This window comes from Idiomarina sp. D18, from assembly GCF_057748155.1.
Map to the genome: position 1 here is coordinate 1,298,122 of NZ_CM173240.1, position 16,393 is coordinate 1,314,514.

At 48.0% G+C, this 16,393-nt stretch carries 13 protein-coding genes; 8 read left to right on the forward strand and 5 right to left on the reverse strand.

The genetic code is table 11. From position 1 onward, the window contains the following. Positions 1-23 precede the first annotated feature (23 nt). The 5 genes from AC3AP5_RS06255 to AC3AP5_RS06275 all read left to right on the forward strand — a co-directional run bounded on the left by AC3AP5_RS06255 (position 24) and on the right by AC3AP5_RS06275 (position 6,067). Positions 24-2,648, forward strand: coding sequence for a M14 family metallopeptidase (locus AC3AP5_RS06255; RefSeq protein ID WP_487327263.1), 2,625 nt, complete (start codon positions 24-26; stop codon positions 2,646-2,648). 134 nt (positions 2,649-2,782) lie between these two features. Further along, positions 2,783-2,953: a DUF1328 family protein gene (locus AC3AP5_RS06260; protein ID WP_006955983.1), complete on the forward strand. Its 171-nt coding sequence runs from the start codon at positions 2,783-2,785 to the stop codon at positions 2,951-2,953. Positions 2,954-3,057: 104 nt separating this feature from the next. Next, positions 3,058-4,722, forward strand: coding sequence for a carbon starvation CstA family protein (locus AC3AP5_RS06265; protein WP_487327264.1), 1,665 nt, complete (start codon positions 3,058-3,060; stop codon positions 4,720-4,722). Between the two features lie 33 nt (positions 4,723-4,755). After that, positions 4,756-5,028: a cory-CC-star protein gene (locus AC3AP5_RS06270; protein WP_040488029.1), complete on the forward strand. Its 273-nt coding sequence runs from the start codon at positions 4,756-4,758 to the stop codon at positions 5,026-5,028. Positions 5,029-5,050: 22 nt separating this feature from the next. Continuing rightward, entirely contained in the window at positions 5,051-6,067 is a 1,017-nt protein-coding gene (locus tag AC3AP5_RS06275; protein ID WP_487327265.1) for an ArsA family ATPase, read from the forward strand. Here AC3AP5_RS06275 and AC3AP5_RS06280 read toward each other — a convergent pair. Next, entirely contained in the window at positions 5,959-6,765 is an 807-nt protein-coding gene (locus tag AC3AP5_RS06280; RefSeq protein ID WP_287831487.1) for a hypothetical protein, read from the reverse strand. The genes AC3AP5_RS06275 and AC3AP5_RS06280 overlap by 109 nt on opposite strands. Positions 6,766-6,850: 85 nt before the next feature. Between AC3AP5_RS06280 and AC3AP5_RS06285 the strand changes: the two genes are divergently transcribed. From AC3AP5_RS06285 to AC3AP5_RS06295, 3 genes are all read left to right on the forward strand, one after another. Then, positions 6,851-7,861: a zinc-binding alcohol dehydrogenase family protein gene (locus AC3AP5_RS06285; protein WP_006955988.1), complete on the forward strand. Its 1,011-nt coding sequence runs from the start codon at positions 6,851-6,853 to the stop codon at positions 7,859-7,861. A gap of 71 nt (positions 7,862-7,932) precedes the next feature. Then, positions 7,933-9,093, forward strand: coding sequence for an efflux RND transporter periplasmic adaptor subunit (locus tag AC3AP5_RS06290; protein ID WP_006955989.1), 1,161 nt, complete (start codon positions 7,933-7,935; stop codon positions 9,091-9,093). Positions 9,094-9,105: 12 nt separating this feature from the next. Next, complete coding sequence (locus AC3AP5_RS06295; protein WP_006955990.1) at positions 9,106-12,207, forward strand: efflux RND transporter permease subunit; 3,102 nt, start codon at positions 9,106-9,108, stop codon at positions 12,205-12,207. A gap of 61 nt (positions 12,208-12,268) precedes the next feature. Here the strand turns inward: AC3AP5_RS06295 and AC3AP5_RS06300 are convergent, their stop codons facing one another. The 4 genes from AC3AP5_RS06300 to AC3AP5_RS06315 form a co-directional block, all read right to left on the reverse strand. Next, positions 12,269-12,613: a DUF2371 domain-containing protein gene (locus AC3AP5_RS06300; RefSeq protein ID WP_006955991.1), complete on the reverse strand. Its 345-nt coding sequence runs from the start codon at positions 12,611-12,613 to the stop codon at positions 12,269-12,271. Between the two features lie 66 nt (positions 12,614-12,679). Continuing rightward, positions 12,680-14,371 (reverse strand): M28 family metallopeptidase, encoded by a 1,692-nt coding sequence (locus AC3AP5_RS06305; RefSeq protein ID WP_286681828.1) that lies wholly within the window; start codon positions 14,369-14,371, stop codon positions 12,680-12,682. Positions 14,372-14,385: 14 nt separating this feature from the next. Further along, positions 14,386-14,892, reverse strand: coding sequence for a DUF192 domain-containing protein (locus AC3AP5_RS06310; protein ID WP_272977512.1), 507 nt, complete (start codon positions 14,890-14,892; stop codon positions 14,386-14,388). A 63-nt stretch (positions 14,893-14,955) separates the two neighbouring features. Beyond that, positions 14,956-16,353: a protein adenylyltransferase SelO family protein gene (locus AC3AP5_RS06315; RefSeq protein ID WP_487327266.1), complete on the reverse strand. Its 1,398-nt coding sequence runs from the start codon at positions 16,351-16,353 to the stop codon at positions 14,956-14,958. Positions 16,354-16,393: the final 40 nt, after the last annotated feature.

Consider the following 16,393-nt stretch of genomic DNA (forward strand, 5'->3'; position numbering starts at 1 on the left):
TAAAACAACTAGGAGTATAACAAATGCTGAAAAACGCGCTAAGGACTTGCTTGGCGGGCGTCGCATTACTCAGTTCTACTGTGAGTGTAGCGCAAGCCGACCCAGTTAAATTGGATTACTACCTTCCTCAAGATGTGCAGTATGATCCTGCGGTTCCGACTCCTGAAGAAGCCCTCGGCTATCAAGTCGGTGAATGGCATGTGCGCCATGATCAAATCGTACAATATATGTATCAGTTGGCAGCGTCATCTGATCGCATCACTATTGAAGAAACTGGACGTACTCATGAACAGCGTCCCTTGTTGCTGTTAACCATCACATCGCCCGCCAATCAAAAAGACATCGATGCGGTGCGCGAACAGCATTTAGCGGCCGCCGATCCTAATCGTGATGCGGACGAAAATACGCCTTTAGTGCTCTATATGGGCTACAGCATTCACGGTGATGAGTCCAGTGGTTCAAACGCTGCTCTGCTGTTTGCTTATTATCTGGCTGCGGCTCAAAATCCGGCACTCGATAAGGCATTACAAGACACTGTGGTACTGCTGGATCCATCACTTAACCCCGATGGGCTGGCGCGTTTTGCGCAGTGGGCAAACCAACACCGCAGCAAAAACCTCGTTGCCGATCCGCAGTCTCGTGAACACGTCCAACCGTTTGTCCGTGGTCGTGTAAACCACTATTGGTTCGATCTCAATCGCGACTGGCTACTGCTACAACACCCTGAGTCACGGGCTCGTATCGCCAACTTCCAGAAATGGAAACCCAACGTTCTGACTGACTTTCACGAAATGGGTACGAACAGCACATTTTTCTTTCAACCCGGTATCCCTTCGCGCAAGAATCCGTTAACACCGGATGAAAACGTGCGTCTTACTGAGATTTTGGCGGCTGCCCATGCAAACTCGTTAGATAACCTGGGTAACCTCTACTACACCGAGGAATCCTTCGATGACTTCTACTACGGAAAAGGTTCTACCTACCCGGATATTCAGGGCGCCGTCGGTGTGTTATTCGAACAAGCATCGAGTCGCGGCCACCTGCAAGATTCAGTTAATGGTGAAGTCAGCTTCCCGTTTACCATTCGTAACCAGTTCATCACATCGCTGAGCACGCTCTATGGCGCTCATGCGAACAAAAAACGTTTTATTGACTTCCAAGAACGTGTTTATGACGACGCTATGGAAGCGGGTGACGATGCGAATTTTGACGGCTACTTAATTGGAGCAAGCGATGTAAACCGTCTTAGCGGACTCGTTGAGTTGCTTAAACAACATGGTATCGACGGTTATCGTGTAGAACGTGATGTTGAAACTAACAACAAGCGGTTTAAAGCAGGCTTGAGTTACTTCATCCCTGCCGAGCAAGCGCAGTACGGTCTGATTCAAGCCATCTTCAGCACGCGAAAAGATTTCCCAGACAATACGTTTTATGACGTATCTGGCTGGACTTTGCCAATGGCATTTAACACGCAGTTCACGACTTACCGTGGCCGTATCAGCCTTGATGATACGGCGTGGAATGCACCACAGCGTGATGCCGTATCTATCAACGCCAACGCGTACGCATTAGCGTTTGATTGGTATGATTACAAGGCCCCTGCGATGCTGCAAGCATTGTTAGAACAAGGTGTCCACGCACGTCAGAGTTTTAAACCTTTGCACCTACCGACACTAAATGGTAAGACGGCTAACTTATCCGCTGGTTCGGTGGTTGTAACGCGCGCTTACCAAAATCAAGACTGGTCGAATGTAGTCGCGGCGGTTAAAAATATCGCTGAGCAACAAAATGTTACCGTTTACTCGGTAAAAACCGGTCTCACGCCCAAAGGTATCGATTTAGGTAGTCGCAGTATTCAGCCGGTAAAAGAACCCAGCGTAATGATGCTCACGGGCGATGGTGTGAACCTTTATGAAGCGGGTGAAGCATGGTATTACCTCGATCGCCACGTAGGTCTTCCACTATCGATGGTCGATACCGACCGTATCAGTCGCGTTGACTTAAACCGCTACAGCCACATCATTTTGGTGGATGGTAGCTATTACACGCTTTCTGATGCCGAAATAGCGCGGTTAACTGATTGGGTGCGTCGAGGCGGTGTATTAATTGGCCAACAAGGTGGCGCTGAATGGATGAGTCGCCATGGCTTACTCTACACTCAGTTTGTTGAAGACAAAACGTTTAGTGATGCGTTTTCAACCGCAGGCCTGACTTATAAAGACCGCGATAGTTACTATGCACAACGCCGTATCGCAGGCGCTATTTTCCAAATGGACATTGATCCGCAAAACCCATTAATGTTTGGCTTCCCGCATCGCAGCATGCCCGTGTTTAAGGACGAGTTGAATGCGATGGAGGCTCCACAAAGTCCCTTTGTCAGTGTCGCTCAATACAGTGACCAGCCGCTACTCAGTGGTTATGCAGACAAGCGCAACCAAGCGGTGTTAGCCGGTAAAACTAACATTGCCGCACACCGCTTAGGTGAAGGGCGTGTCATTGGGTTTGCCGACAACGTTAATTTCCGTGCGTTTTTCTGGGGCACGGCAAAGCTATTGAGTAACGCGATTTATTTAGCACCGGCTATTGAAGCCTATGCGGATCCTATCAAGGATAAAGCAGCCGCCGACGAGGCTGCCGCCGCTCACTAAATGAGTTAAGCTTTGAAACAATATATATAAGCCGTCATATGAAAAATATGACGGCTTTTTTTCTAAAATATTGATCCAACTGTTCAATTTACGACTAACGTAATAGTGAACCTTTAAAAAAATAAGGAGACATTATGTTACGTTGGGTTCTGATTTTTCTGGTCATTGCCGTCGTGGCAGCGGTGTTTGGATTTGGTGGAATTGCCGGTGCGGCCGCTGAAATCGCGAAGATTATCTTTTACATCTTCATTATTCTTTTCGCCATTTCTATTATCATGGGACTGCTTGGAAAACGACGTCGATAACTGATATGACGTCTATTAGACGTTAGTCGCATGCCTGTTGGGGTTGAATTTGCGCTACAATGGGTAGCGAATCTCAAAATCAACCACAACAAGAGGCTTCATCCATGAATGCAATATTCGTGATGCTATTGGGTCTAGCTGCGATGTTCTTGGGCTACGTATTTTATTCAAAATTCGTCGCTGAGAAGATCTACAAGCTAGACCCAAATTTCAAAACACCCGCTCATGAATTTGAAGACGGTGTGGACTTTGTCCCAACTAATAAGTATGTACTTTGGGGTCACCACTTTACTTCCGTAGCCGGCGCAGCACCGATTATTGGTCCTGCTATCGCGGTGATTTGGGGCTGGGTGCCTGCATTCCTGTGGGTCATCTTTGGCACCATCTTCTTTGCCGGTGTTCACGACGCAGGTGCGATTTGGGCAAGTAACCGAAATAAAGCCAAATCAATGGGTAACTTAACAGGTGACGTGGTCAGTAAGCGCGCACAGACGCTGTTCATGATCGTTATCTTCCTTGTGCTGCTCATGGTCAACGCGGTATTTGCTACGGCTATCTCTGGCCTCTTAGTTAAATTTCCAAGCTCTGTTATTCCTGTTTGGGGCGCTATTTTCGTTGCGTTAATCATCGGTCAGATTATTTTCCGTAAATGGATGGGGCTGGGTACTGTCTCAATTTTAGGCGTTGTTGCACTCTATTTACTGATTTGGGCGGGTCCTTCCGCGCCATTATCTCTGCCAGAAACAATGGGCGGTCTGACAGACAACGCAAGTTGGGTTCTTATTTTATTTGGTTATGCTGCGATTGCGTCGTTGCTTCCCGTTTGGATGCTGTTACAACCGCGTGATTATATCAACGGTCTGCAACTATTTATCGGTCTAATCCTGCTGTATGCTGCGGTGCTGTTGTTAGGCCCAGACATGACCGCTCCAGCATTCAATACCAATTTGCCAGAAAATACGCCGTCAATGTTGCCTCTGTTGTTTGTTACCATTGCTTGTGGTGCGATTTCCGGCTTCCACGGTTTGGTCGCTTCAGGCACGACATCTAAGCAGCTGGACAAAGAAACTGACCTGCGTTTTGTGGGTTACTTCGGTGCAATTGGTGAAGGCTCGCTCTCACTAGCGACCATTATCGCAGCATGTGCTGGCTTTGCGACATTAGCCGACTGGGAAGCTGTTTACAGCTCCTTCGGGCAAGGTGGTGTAGCAGCCTTCGTAGAGGGTGGCGCGAATATTATCAGCCAAGGTGTCGGTCTTGATAATGAAATTGCTGAAACTTTGCTTACAGTGATGGCGGTTTTGTTTGCGGGTACCACGATGGATACCGGTTTGCGTCTACAGCGTTATATCTTCCAAGAATGGGGTAACATCTACAATATTTCTTGGATGCAGAAAGCGTTGCCGGCGACATTGTTGGCGGTCATTTCATGTGTTGCACTCGCCTTTGGTGCGGGATCAGACGGTTCAGGTGGCTTAGCGATTTGGCCGCTGTTTGGTACCACTAACCAATTACTTGCAGGCTTGACCTTGATGGTTATCACCGTCATGTTGGTACGCTTAGGTCGTCCAATGTACGTGACGTTACTGCCGTTGATTTTCTTGCTGATTATGACAGTGTTCGCGCTGTTCATTCAGTTAAAAGGTTTCTACATGGAAGAGAACTGGTTCTTGTTCGGTTTAGATATTGTGGTACTGATTGCCGCTGTATGGATCGCTCTAGAGGCCACGTCGGCACTATCGAACCTTAAGAAAGAGCAGAAGTCTTAGTGAGAGACTTTAAGGAGTAAGACCATGCGCAACATGAACATTAAATCGATTCAACAGTGGTTGAGCCGTGCGGGTGAACTGGTAAACGAGTTTTACAACGCCCCCTATCGGTCAGCGATCGCTCGCGCCAAGCGTGACGAAGATGATTTGTTCATGATGCTGGTCTTCTCCGAAATGATGGGGGTTCCTAACCCCGCATCCTATTACACTTTAGAGCTCCAGCCATTAATGCTGGAGCGTTTTCATGATTGGCATCAACGCATGGGAATGGAACACTCACCTCTGGATCATTTCCGCTGCTGTTAGCCCACGACTTTAAGGTGTCTTTATGAAGTCGATTCTCGACCGTAAAGTAGTATTGGTCGGCGGTAAAGGTGGGGTCGGAAAAACCACAGTCTCGGCATCTCTTGCCCTGCTCGCCGCTCAGCAAGGTAAACACGTTCTTGTTGTTTCAACTGATCCAGCACACAGTCTCGCGGACGCTTTTGATGTAAAAATTGGTGATAAGTTCACGCCAATTAGCGAGCGTGTCACCGCACTCGAAATCGACCCTGATCGCGAAGTCAACGCGCACATTGACCGTGTCACGCAGCAAATGAAGCGTTTTACGAACCCTGATTTATTTCCTGAAGTTGAACGCCAGATGCGCTTATCGAAGCAATCCCCTGGGGCGCAGGAAGCTGCCCTCCTCGAGCGTATTGCGAAACTGATTGATGAGTCTGAGCGTGATTTTGATCTATTGATTTTTGATACCGCGCCAACAGGCCACACCTTACGTTTACTGACTTTACCCGAGGCCATGGCAGCGTGGACACAGGGTATGTTGCGTTCGCAGAACCGTTCAGAGGAGTTTGAGGGGGTGCTTAAGCATCTATCGCCGAAGTCCGGCAAAGATGTCCATAACCCAATGGCCAACCCTGACCAACATGCCAGTGATGGTTTATCTGAACGCAGCAAGGCAGTAAGCGAACAATTGCTGAATCGGCAACGCTTATTTCAACGTACTCGCCGTGTATTACAAGATGCTGAGCATACCGCAATCGTCTTTGTCATGACGCCAGAACGCTTGCCGATACAAGAAACTGAACGAGCAATGAAAGCATTGCGTGCTGAGCACTTACCTATCGGTGGTATTTTTGTCAATCGCGTGCTCCCTGAAGACGCCGATGGTGCTTTTCTTGCCAAACGACGTGTCCAAGAAGCTGCCTATCTTGAGGAAATTGATAAGACCTTTGCTCAACACGAACTGGTACGACTGCCTTTACTATCTGAAGATCCACAAGGTTTAGCCGCGCTCAGCTCGTTTTCATCATTACTTTCGTCTGCACTCGGTACCAAGGAGTAATCTGAATACGTGCGCGAGGTTTGGTCATGGAAGTCTTTAAAAAACAAATAGGACCCTTGAGCATTTTGTTTCATGCTTACTGGCACGGTATAGGCATCAGCAAAACGCTGAAATTCAATTTCCATTGAGAAATCTTCGACGGTTACGGAAGTCGCAGGCGAAAATTCATTTTTATTTTTTAATGCAATGCGCTGCAGTAAATCAGTTTTGGGTAAATAGGTGATGCGCGCTTCGATTTCATCGGCAAATTCAGAAAAGTCATCAAGCTTAGGTTTAAACGAGAATTGCCAAACGGACTGACCATTTTCAACCGATTCGCCAATAAATTCGAGCGAATCAATAATAATTAAGTCGGCGAGTGATTGGCTAGGCCCCTCTTCTTGTGCACGCGCCTTCGCTTCTGTGACACGCATTTGACGATATTCTTCAAGTCGCTCTTTGCTCGGCGCTTGTTGATTTTCACTGACGAGCTGCCAGCGATAGCCGTCTTCGTTGGCACCTAGATACTCTTCGACTCGTGTCGTATCACCAACTTTTGATTCACGATGATAATTAAACTCGACACCACGCTGTGCGCGTAAGTCCTCAATGGTTTTGATAATTTGTGCTTCTTTAGCATCTTGGTTGGGGTCTGACGTTTGGGCTGTCGCCAACAAAGGGACTAAAGTTAGTAATAAAACGAATAGCTTATGATTCATTGTTCTCTCGTTAATAATCAAAAATGAAAAATCCACGTAGTATAGTCATATTGTGTACCACACTTACTCGAAAAGGAGAAACCAGATGAAAGCCGTTGGCGTGAAAAAATCACTCCCCATCACCGAACAAGAGGCGCTTGTTGATATCGAAATCCCAAAGCCAAGTGTGGGTGACAACGAACTTTTAATAAAAGTAACCGCCGTCGCTGTTAATCCTGTAGATACCAAAATCCGCATGCGTATCGGACAAGCGGATGATTATAAAGTTCTTGGGTGGGATGCTGTAGGTATTGTCGAAAATAAAGGGAAACACGTAAGTGGCTTCGAAATCGGTGATCGTGTGTACTATGCTGGCGACATTAGCAAGCCAGGCTGTAATGCGGAATATCACTGCGTTGATTACCGTATTGTCGGTCACGCTCCACAATCACTCGATGATCTCGCGGCAGCAGCGCTCCCTTTAACCTCACTGACCGCGTGGGAACTCAGTTTTGACCGTCTGCAATTAAATCACCCATCAGTACATGAGCAGCGCTGTGTACTTATATTTGGCGGCGCCGGCGGAGTCGGTTCGATCATGATCCAGTTACTCAAACAATTGACCGATGTCACCGTGATTGCTACTGCGTCGCGAGACGAAACACAAGCATGGGTAAAACAACTCGGCGCCGATTATGTGATTAATCATCATGGCGATATCAAACAGCAGCTCGAAGGCTTACCACAACCTACGGATATTGCCCTGCTGACCCACAGCGGCGACTACTTTGAAACGGCAACCGAAGTAATAGCCCCGCAAGGCCGTATCGGCATCATTGATGATCCAGAGGATGCTTTAGATATCCGCTTACTCAAGCAAAAGAGTATCAGCTTACACTGGGAGTTTATGTACACACGTTCACTTTTTGAAACCGCTGATATCAGCGCTCAACGAGATATTTTGAATCAAGTATCAGAGCTTATAAACAACGGTCAAATCCGCTCAACCGAGGGCACACGCTTAAACGCAATGTCGGCAAGCACATTGAAACAAGCACATCAACTGCTTGAATCGGGAAAAGCTATCGGCAAGATCGTGCTACCCGTCGCATATTAAATTTACAAACATACAAGCATGTATGTATAATAAAAACGTTAAATGATAATAGTTATGACTAGAGGTCGTTCATGAAAAAGCGGAATACTCCTATTGCAGCGGTGCTCGCTGTTGCCCTCACCTCCGCTACCCTTTACGGGTGTAGTGATGAGCAGCAAGCCGCTGCTCAAGGTGGACAACAACAAGCGGTGCCAGTTGAAGCGTTAACCATCAAAACGCAGTCTGTCGAAATTCAAAACGAATTGCCCGGCCGTACCTCTGCCTATCGCGTGGCGGAAGTGCGTCCGCAGGTGAGTGGCGTGCTGCTTGAACGTAAGTTTGTGGAAGGCACAAAAGTCGAAAAAGGTCAGCAGTTATACCAAATCGACCCAGCCATTTATCAGGCTGAGGTCGCCAGTGCTCAAGCCGATTTTGAAAGCGCTAAAGCCGCACTTAAAGTGTCAGAATTACGTCAGAAGCGTTTAAAAGAACTGCTTGCAGATAAGGCTGTGAGTCAAGATGAATTTGATTCGGCTGAAGCGACGTATTTACAAAACAAAGCCGCTCTTGCGTTAGCAGAAGCTCAGCTTAAACGCGCCAAAATCAACTTGGAATACACCAAGGTTAAAGCGCCTATAACCGGGATTGTTGGACGTTCTAATGTTACCGAAGGCGCTTTGGTGACAGCTTCGCAAAGCACGCCCCTGGTGACCATCAATCAGCTTGATCCGATATACGTCGACATCAATCAGTCAAGCCGCGAGTTCCTCGAGCTCAAGGCAGAAATTGAATCGGGCCGTATTGAGGCAAATAAAAATGGTAATGCCCCCGTGTCACTGAGTTTGAACGGTTTAGACTACCAAACTCAGGGTGAACTGCTGTTCTCTGAGGTTAGCGTTGACCAAGACACAGGCGCGATTTTGCTCCGCGCTGAATTCCCTAACCCGGAGAATAACTTATACCCAGGCATGTTCGTACGTGCGAAGGTCAGCGAAGGTACCTTGAATAACGCTATTTTGGTCCCACAAGAGGCGGTTACACGCGACGTCCGCGGCCGTCCTTATGTCATGCTGATTAATGATGAAAATAAAGTCGAGCAACGTATGGTGACCACCGCACGTGCTATCGACAACGAGTGGTTAATTAGCGACGGGCTCAACGCCGGTGACCGTATTGTCACCGCCGGCCTTCAGAAAATTAGACCCGGTGCACAAGTGACTGTGTCACAAGGTCAACAGCCAGCTTCCAAATAAGGGAACGACAGAATGGCCAAGTTTTTTATAAATCGACCCATATTTGCGTGGGTGATTGCAATATTGGTGATGCTCGCGGGGACGATCTCTTTGATTCAGCTCCCTATTGCGCAGTACCCAACCATTGCACCACCTGCGGTAGAAATCCAAGTTAACTATCCAGGCGCTAACGCCGAGACCGTGTCCAATACGGTAACTAAGGTGATTGAGCAAAATATGACAGGCGTTGATAACCTGCTGTATTTCTCGTCACAGAGTAACGCCGGTAGTGCTACAGTAAGCTTAACCTTTGCCTCGGGTACTGACCCGGATATTGCACAGGTTCAAGTGCAGAATAAGCTATCTCAAGCGACGCCTCAGTTACCGCAAGAAGTGCAGCAGCAAGGTATTACTGTTAGTAAATCCAGCAGTTCTTTCTTGATGGTTTTAGCCATGGTGGCTGAAGATGACCGTTATGAACAAACAGACTTGAGCGATTACCTCGCCTCCAATGTCCAAGATGCCGTGTCTCGGACCGAGGGTGTGGGTAACGTGCAAATCTTTGGTGCGCCTTATGCGATGCGTATTTGGGTGAAACCCGATGCGTTAGTCAATTACAATATGACTATTGCTGAGCTGCAGTCCGCCATTCGCGCTCAGAACGCTCAGGTAGCCGCTGGTCAATTAGGTGGAGCCCCCGCAGTTGAGGGACAACGCTTAAACGCAACGATCATTGCTCAGACGCGAATGTCAGAACCGGATCAATTCGAGAATATTCTTCTTAAAGTGCTTCCCGATGGTTCGCAGGTCCGTTTGAAAGATGTCGCGCGTGTCGAACTCGGTGCAGAAAACTATGCCATTCAAGCAAACTATAATGGTAAGCCTGCCACTGGCTTGGCGATTCAGTTACAAACCGGCGCCAATGCGTTGGCAACAGCTGAAGCCGTTAAGCAAACCGTTGCTGAGCTAGAACCCTACTTCCCTGATGGGATGAAAATGGTGACGGCGTATGACACCACACCATTTATTAAGATCTCGATAAGCGAAGTGGCTCGGGTACTGATTGAAGCCATCATTCTCGTATTTGTATTGATGTTTGTCTTCTTACAGAACTTACGAGCAACCCTCATCCCTACCCTTGCGATTCCGGTGGTTATTTTGGGTACCATGGGCGTCATGGCGCTTGCTGGCTTCTCAATCAATACCCTGACTATGTTTGGTATGGTGTTATCGATTGGCTTGCTGGTAGACGATGCCATCGTTGTGGTGGAAAACGTTGAACGACTCATGTCTGAAGAGGGTTTGTCACCCAAACAAGCCACCATTAAGTCGATGGGACAAATCACCGGCGCGTTAGTGGCAATTGGTGTGGTCATGGCCGCTGTATTTGCACCGATGGCATTTTTCCCGGGTGCAACAGGGGCGGTTTATCGTCAATTCTCATTGACCATCATCACGTCGATGAGTCTCTCGGTAATGGTCGCAATTATCTTCTCTCCTGCGCTATGTGCTACCTTGCTCAAGCCAGTGAAAAAGAAAGAGAATGGCGGCTGGGGACCACTAGGCTGGTTTAACCGCACATTGCAAAAAGCCACCATCAAATATCGCGACAGTGTGCATGGCATTCTGCGCCGCAGTATCCGTGTTGGTGTTCTTTATCTTGGCTTAGTCGCCGTATTAGCGTTCTTATTTACTCGCTTACCATCGGCTTTCTTACCGGATGAAGATCGCGGCGTATTCCTCACTCAAATGCAATTACCAGTCGGCTCTACAATGGAGCAGTCGGTTGCCGTGATGGATCGTATCGAAAACTACTACCTCAACGAAGAAGACGCCGTCCAGTCGGTATTCTCAGTGGTTGGTTTTAGCTTCTCCGGTCGTAGTCAAAACAACGGTATTGCTTTCGTACGTTTGAAAGATTGGAGTGAACGAAACGAAAGCCAAGACGTGACAGATGTGATTGGTCGTGCATTTGGTTTCTTTGCCAGTGTTAAGGAAGCCATGATCTTTGCCTTCAACCTCCCTCCTATTCCAGAGTTAGGTACCGCCACTGGCTTTAACTTGTACTTGCAAGACCGCGGTAACTTAGGCCACCAAGCGTTGCTTGATGCGCGTAACCAGTTGCTCGGTATGGCATCACAGAACCCGATGCTGCAACAAGTTCGTCCTAACGGTTTGGAAGATGCGCCGCAACTTAAAGTTGATGTGGACTATGAGAAAGCCACTGCGCTAGGTCTCACCATTGAGAACATCAACAACACGCTCAGTGCGGCTTGGGGTTCTTCTTATATCAATGACTTTATTGACCGTGGTCGCGTTAAGCGCGTTTACCTGCAAGGTGAAGCCGATGCGCGCATGTTGCCGGAAGACGTAAGTGAATGGTATGTCCGCAATAACCAAGGCGACATGGTACCGTTCAGCTCTTTTGCTAGCTGGGAATGGACCTACGGTCCTCAGCGTATTGAGAGCTACAACGGGGTCTCGGCGATGGAGATCCAAGGCCAAGCAGCGCCTGGCTATTCATCAGGCGAAGCTATGATGGCGATGGAGCAATTGATCAGTAAACTACCTAACGGCATTGGCTATGAATGGACGGGTACGTCGTTGCAGGAACAGCAGTCGGGTGACTTTGCCCCTATTCTGTATACGATTTCGATCTTTGTCGTATTCCTGTGCTTAGCCGCACTATATGAGAGTTGGTCGATTCCATTCTCAGTCATGTTGGTCGTACCTTTGGGTATTTTGGGTGCCGTCATCGCAACGATGCTGCGCGGTATTCAAAACGATGTTTACTTCCAAGTTGGCTTGTTGACAACCGTTGGTGTGTCGGCGCGTAACGCTATCTTGATTGTTGAGTTTGCCAAGGACTTACAAGAGCAAGGTAAAGACCTGTTGGAAGCGACACTCGAAGCCGTTCGCTTACGTCTGCGTCCGATACTTATGACATCACTCGCATTTATATTCGGTGTCATGCCGTTGGCGCTCAGCTCGGGCGCGGGTGCAGCAAGCCGTAATGCCATCGGTACAAGTGTCATAGGAGGTATGCTGGGTGGTACGATACTGGCCATCTTCTTCGTGCCGTTATTCTTCTACACTGTTCGCAAGGTGTTCCCACCTAAGCAGCAGGAAGAGTAATAATTCCCAAGACACAAAAAAGCCCAGCTACAGTAGCTGGGCTTTTTTTATACACGAAGAATTAAGATTTATCGTTTTTATCAGATAAATCTTTATATTCACCGTCAATAACTGAGCCTTCACTATTTCGTTCAGAGTAATGACGCTCTGCTTCTTGCTGTGCTTGCCGTTGTTGCTCAAACTGCTGTTTGGCTTGCTTTCGCATTTGCCACATTTGCTTAATCGCATGGCGTTGCTTCCACATCACCGGTATCAACAAGACAAAGCCCACAGCAAGAACGATTAAGCCAAAAGCAATCGAGAAACCGACGATGGCAAGTAGCATAATGATGCCGAGTATTCGGCCCACGACACTACCGCCCGAGTTAGCTTGGCGGACATAGATTCGGTTTTTGTACTGATTCATAGGTACTCCTCAATCCTCTAGTAATTAGGACAACACCGTTAACAATCCGTTCCGCCTGTAAACAGATTACTTACGCTGCTCTTCGGTTTCTTTACGTATCGCTTCAAACTCATTACCCTCAGCCCATTGCGGCCAGTCGCGTGAGTTTGCCAACGAACGCCCTAACTGATAGAACGCTGATAAATCCTGTTGCGTTCCTCGTAAATCCCAGTCCGGATTATATTCGTCGGCTGGCTTGTGATACGCCTCAGCGACATACTTAGCACGTTGCTCTTCAGTCCACTCTTTACCTTTCGTAATATGGTCATTACCACCTTCGGCGTACAGCATCGGTACACCTTTTTTCGCCAAATTGAAATGATCTGAGCGATAAAAGAAGCCTGCTTCCGGTGTCGGATTAGGGGTTAAATAACGACCTTGCTCCTCAAGAAACGGTTGTACATATTCATCCATTTCTGAGTTCCCGTACCCAATGACCACGAGGTCTTTCATAGGACCATAAACGTTCATAACATCCATATTGATGCCACCGACCGCTTTTGCAAGGGGGAACAATGGATGATCGGCGTACCACGCTGAACCTAACAAGCCGCTCTCTTCGGCGCCAACCGCTGCAAATACGATAGAACGCTCCGGCGCAGGTTGTTGTGCGAATTTTTCAGCAATGGCGAGTAAGCCCGCTGTGCCAGACGCATTGTCCTGCGCACCATTATAAATGGGATCATCTTCTCGCACAGGATCCGTACCTAGGTGATCATGGTGCGCCATATAAATGACGTGTTCTTCCGGATATTTGGTTCCTTCGATATAACCCACAACATTATTGGTATCTAAGAACTCAAACTTATTTTTAACCGATACCGATGCTTGCGCGTTTAACGGCATCGCTTCGAAGTCATCACTTAAGGCTTTTTGCCGCGCATCTTCAAGCGTCATACCTTGTTTTGCGAACAGCTTTTCGGCACTGTCTTTGGTAATCCAACCTTCGATTTTAGCGCGATCCATATTGTTGTTCTCGCGTTTTAAGTCGAAACGCACGGGCGAACCACCTGCAACAACGCCCCAACCGTAACCGGCTGGACCCGTTTCATGAATAATCAAAGCACCCGCCGCGCCTTGACGTGCAGCTTCTTCATATTTATAGGTCCAACGACCATAATAGGTCATCGCATTACCGTTAAAGAGCTCAGGATCTTGTGTCGCGTAGCCGGGATCGTTGACAAACATCACCACGGTCTTACCTTCAACGTCGAGACCCTCATAATCATTCCAGTCATATTCGGGTGCCACGATACCGTAGCCGACAAACACCATGTCGCTGTCACTCAGATCTACTTCATCTGTGACCTGCATAGTCCAAGCCATCATCTCAGTACGATACTTCATGGCTTCAGGCGCGTTGTCACCGCTAAAGGTCATATCACTGACTTTGTACGGCATGATCTTGACCAGTGGAAACGGTTGACGATAACTATCGTTTTCCTTGTCAATTGGCTTTAAGCCCCACTCACGGAAGTGGTTTTCAATAAATGATACGACCTTTTCTTCCCCCGCAGATGCAGGTTCGCGTCCTTCAAATTCGTCTGACGAAATCGTTTTTAGGTAATCCCGAAAATTAGGATTAAATGCTGACCCTTTCAAATCAGCGGGTTGCTTATCAACCTTGGTTTGTTCCGCTGCTGACGTATCTTGCGACTGCTGCGGACCACACGCTGTGAGCACGGCTAATGCCACCGCGCTTATGATCAGTGGTTTCATCGCTTCTCCCCTTTTTAGTTATTTTGACACTGCTCATTTTCGTTGAGCGGTGGATTGATATGCACACGATCGCCCATTCGGATATCATGTTTAGCTAAGAAACCGGCGTTCAGCTCAAGCACGTTGTAATAAGGCTCTCCGGGTGCATAACTGCGACACTGACGTGGGTCATCACTACCACACGGCATCATCGTAAACGTTTTTACGATACTGCCATCCTTTGCTAAATAGGCAATATCAAGTGGAATAAGGGTTTGGTACATCCAAAAACCCGATCCGCCCGGGCGTTGATTCGGATAGCGAAACAACATCCCAGAGTACTCACCCAGTTCCGTACGCTGCATTAAGCCGCGTGCCTGCTGAGCCATTGAGTCCGCAAATTCTACCGTAATGGGCTGTTCAACGCCTTCGAGACACACGTGCCCTTGTTCAAAATTTTGTGGTTCGGGTACCGACCACTGTTGCGCTACAGCACTTACGCTCAGCGCACTTAACCAGCCTATCAATGCTACTTTAATCATGATTCATCGTCCTTAGATGTAACCCCTTGATTGTGTCCTATCCCGCTACAAAGCGCAATGCTGCTAGCTCGAACACGACAGTGAATTGACCTGTTCGCCTTGCATCGGTGGTTGCTGCCAATGACTGAGTTCTTCAGCGCTTAACGGCTCTCCGGTAAGTGCCGCCAAATAGCTTACCGCGGGCGCCCAATTGCCCTGCTCTGCCTGTGTAATGACCTCAGCAAGATGATGATTACGTAACGAAACATGAGGATTAGACTGAGCCATAGTCCTCAACTCGGGTTGTCGTTCGTTATAGCCCATGTAATTGTCATACCACGCTTTGAAAAGTGTATCATTCGGCATAGCTTGCTCGCCCCTTAAGATCTTTTGCAACATGATAAAGCTGCCTTGGAAGTCCCACTCAAAGCGTTGCATGAGACCCATCCATTCCCCGACCAGTTTAAAGGCATCAGCATCGTCGCCAGGCGCAAGACCTAAGCGCTTTCTCATTCGCTTAAGATAGTGCTGTTGCAAGAAATCCTCGTAGTCATTTAAAACAGGCGCCAACGCATCAACAGGAAATATCAGCGAAAGTGCTTGGCTCAATCGTTGTAAATTCCATAGACCAACGCTCGGTTGGCGCAGAAAGCCATAACGACCGCGTTGGTCGGTGTGATTAAAGATTTGTTGAGGAATAAAGGTATCGAATACCGTATACGGTCCAAAATCAAAGGTCTCGCCACAGATACTCATATTATCCGTATTCATCACGCCATGAATAAAGCCGAACGCCTGCCAGTCCGCAATCATCTCAGCGGTCGCTTTAACCACTGCACGAAACTGCTCAACCGGCTCAGCGTCAACAAGTGCTGGCCAACAGCGCTGCATGACATGTTGCCAAAGTTGCTTTTGCTCAGAGACCAAACGCTCGCTATAGCAGTATTCGAAATGGCCAAATCTCACATGAGTTTTAGCAACGCGTGCTAACATTGCCCCGGGTTCTATGCGTTCGCGTTGTATCCCCTGGTGCGAACTGACTAAGGCAAGTGCACGGGTCGTCGCAATGTTCCAATGGTGCAATGTTTCGCTAGCAAAATACTCGCGCAGACTAGATCGTAAAACTGCACGACCATCACCGCCTCGGCTGTAAGCCGTCGGTCCCGCGCCTTTAAGATGCAAATCGCTTAACTCACCGGCTTTATTTGACAGTTCGCCGAGCAATACACCACGCCCGTCACCCAAATCTGGATTAAACACACCGAATTGGTGCCCAACATATTTCTGCGCATGACCCACTTGCGCTACATTACCTAAACACCACTCACGAAGCGCGTTGACCGTTCTATCAGCTAAGCCGAGCTCAGTCGCAAGTGATTGATTGAACAGCCTAATTCGCGCGCTATCAAGGGGCTCCACTCGATGCTGACTGACCAAGTTGGGGAATGTTTCGGCGTACTGTTGGCTTAGCACTAAACTCATAAAACTCCCTGCGAATGCTATCAGACTTGCGCATTTGAGA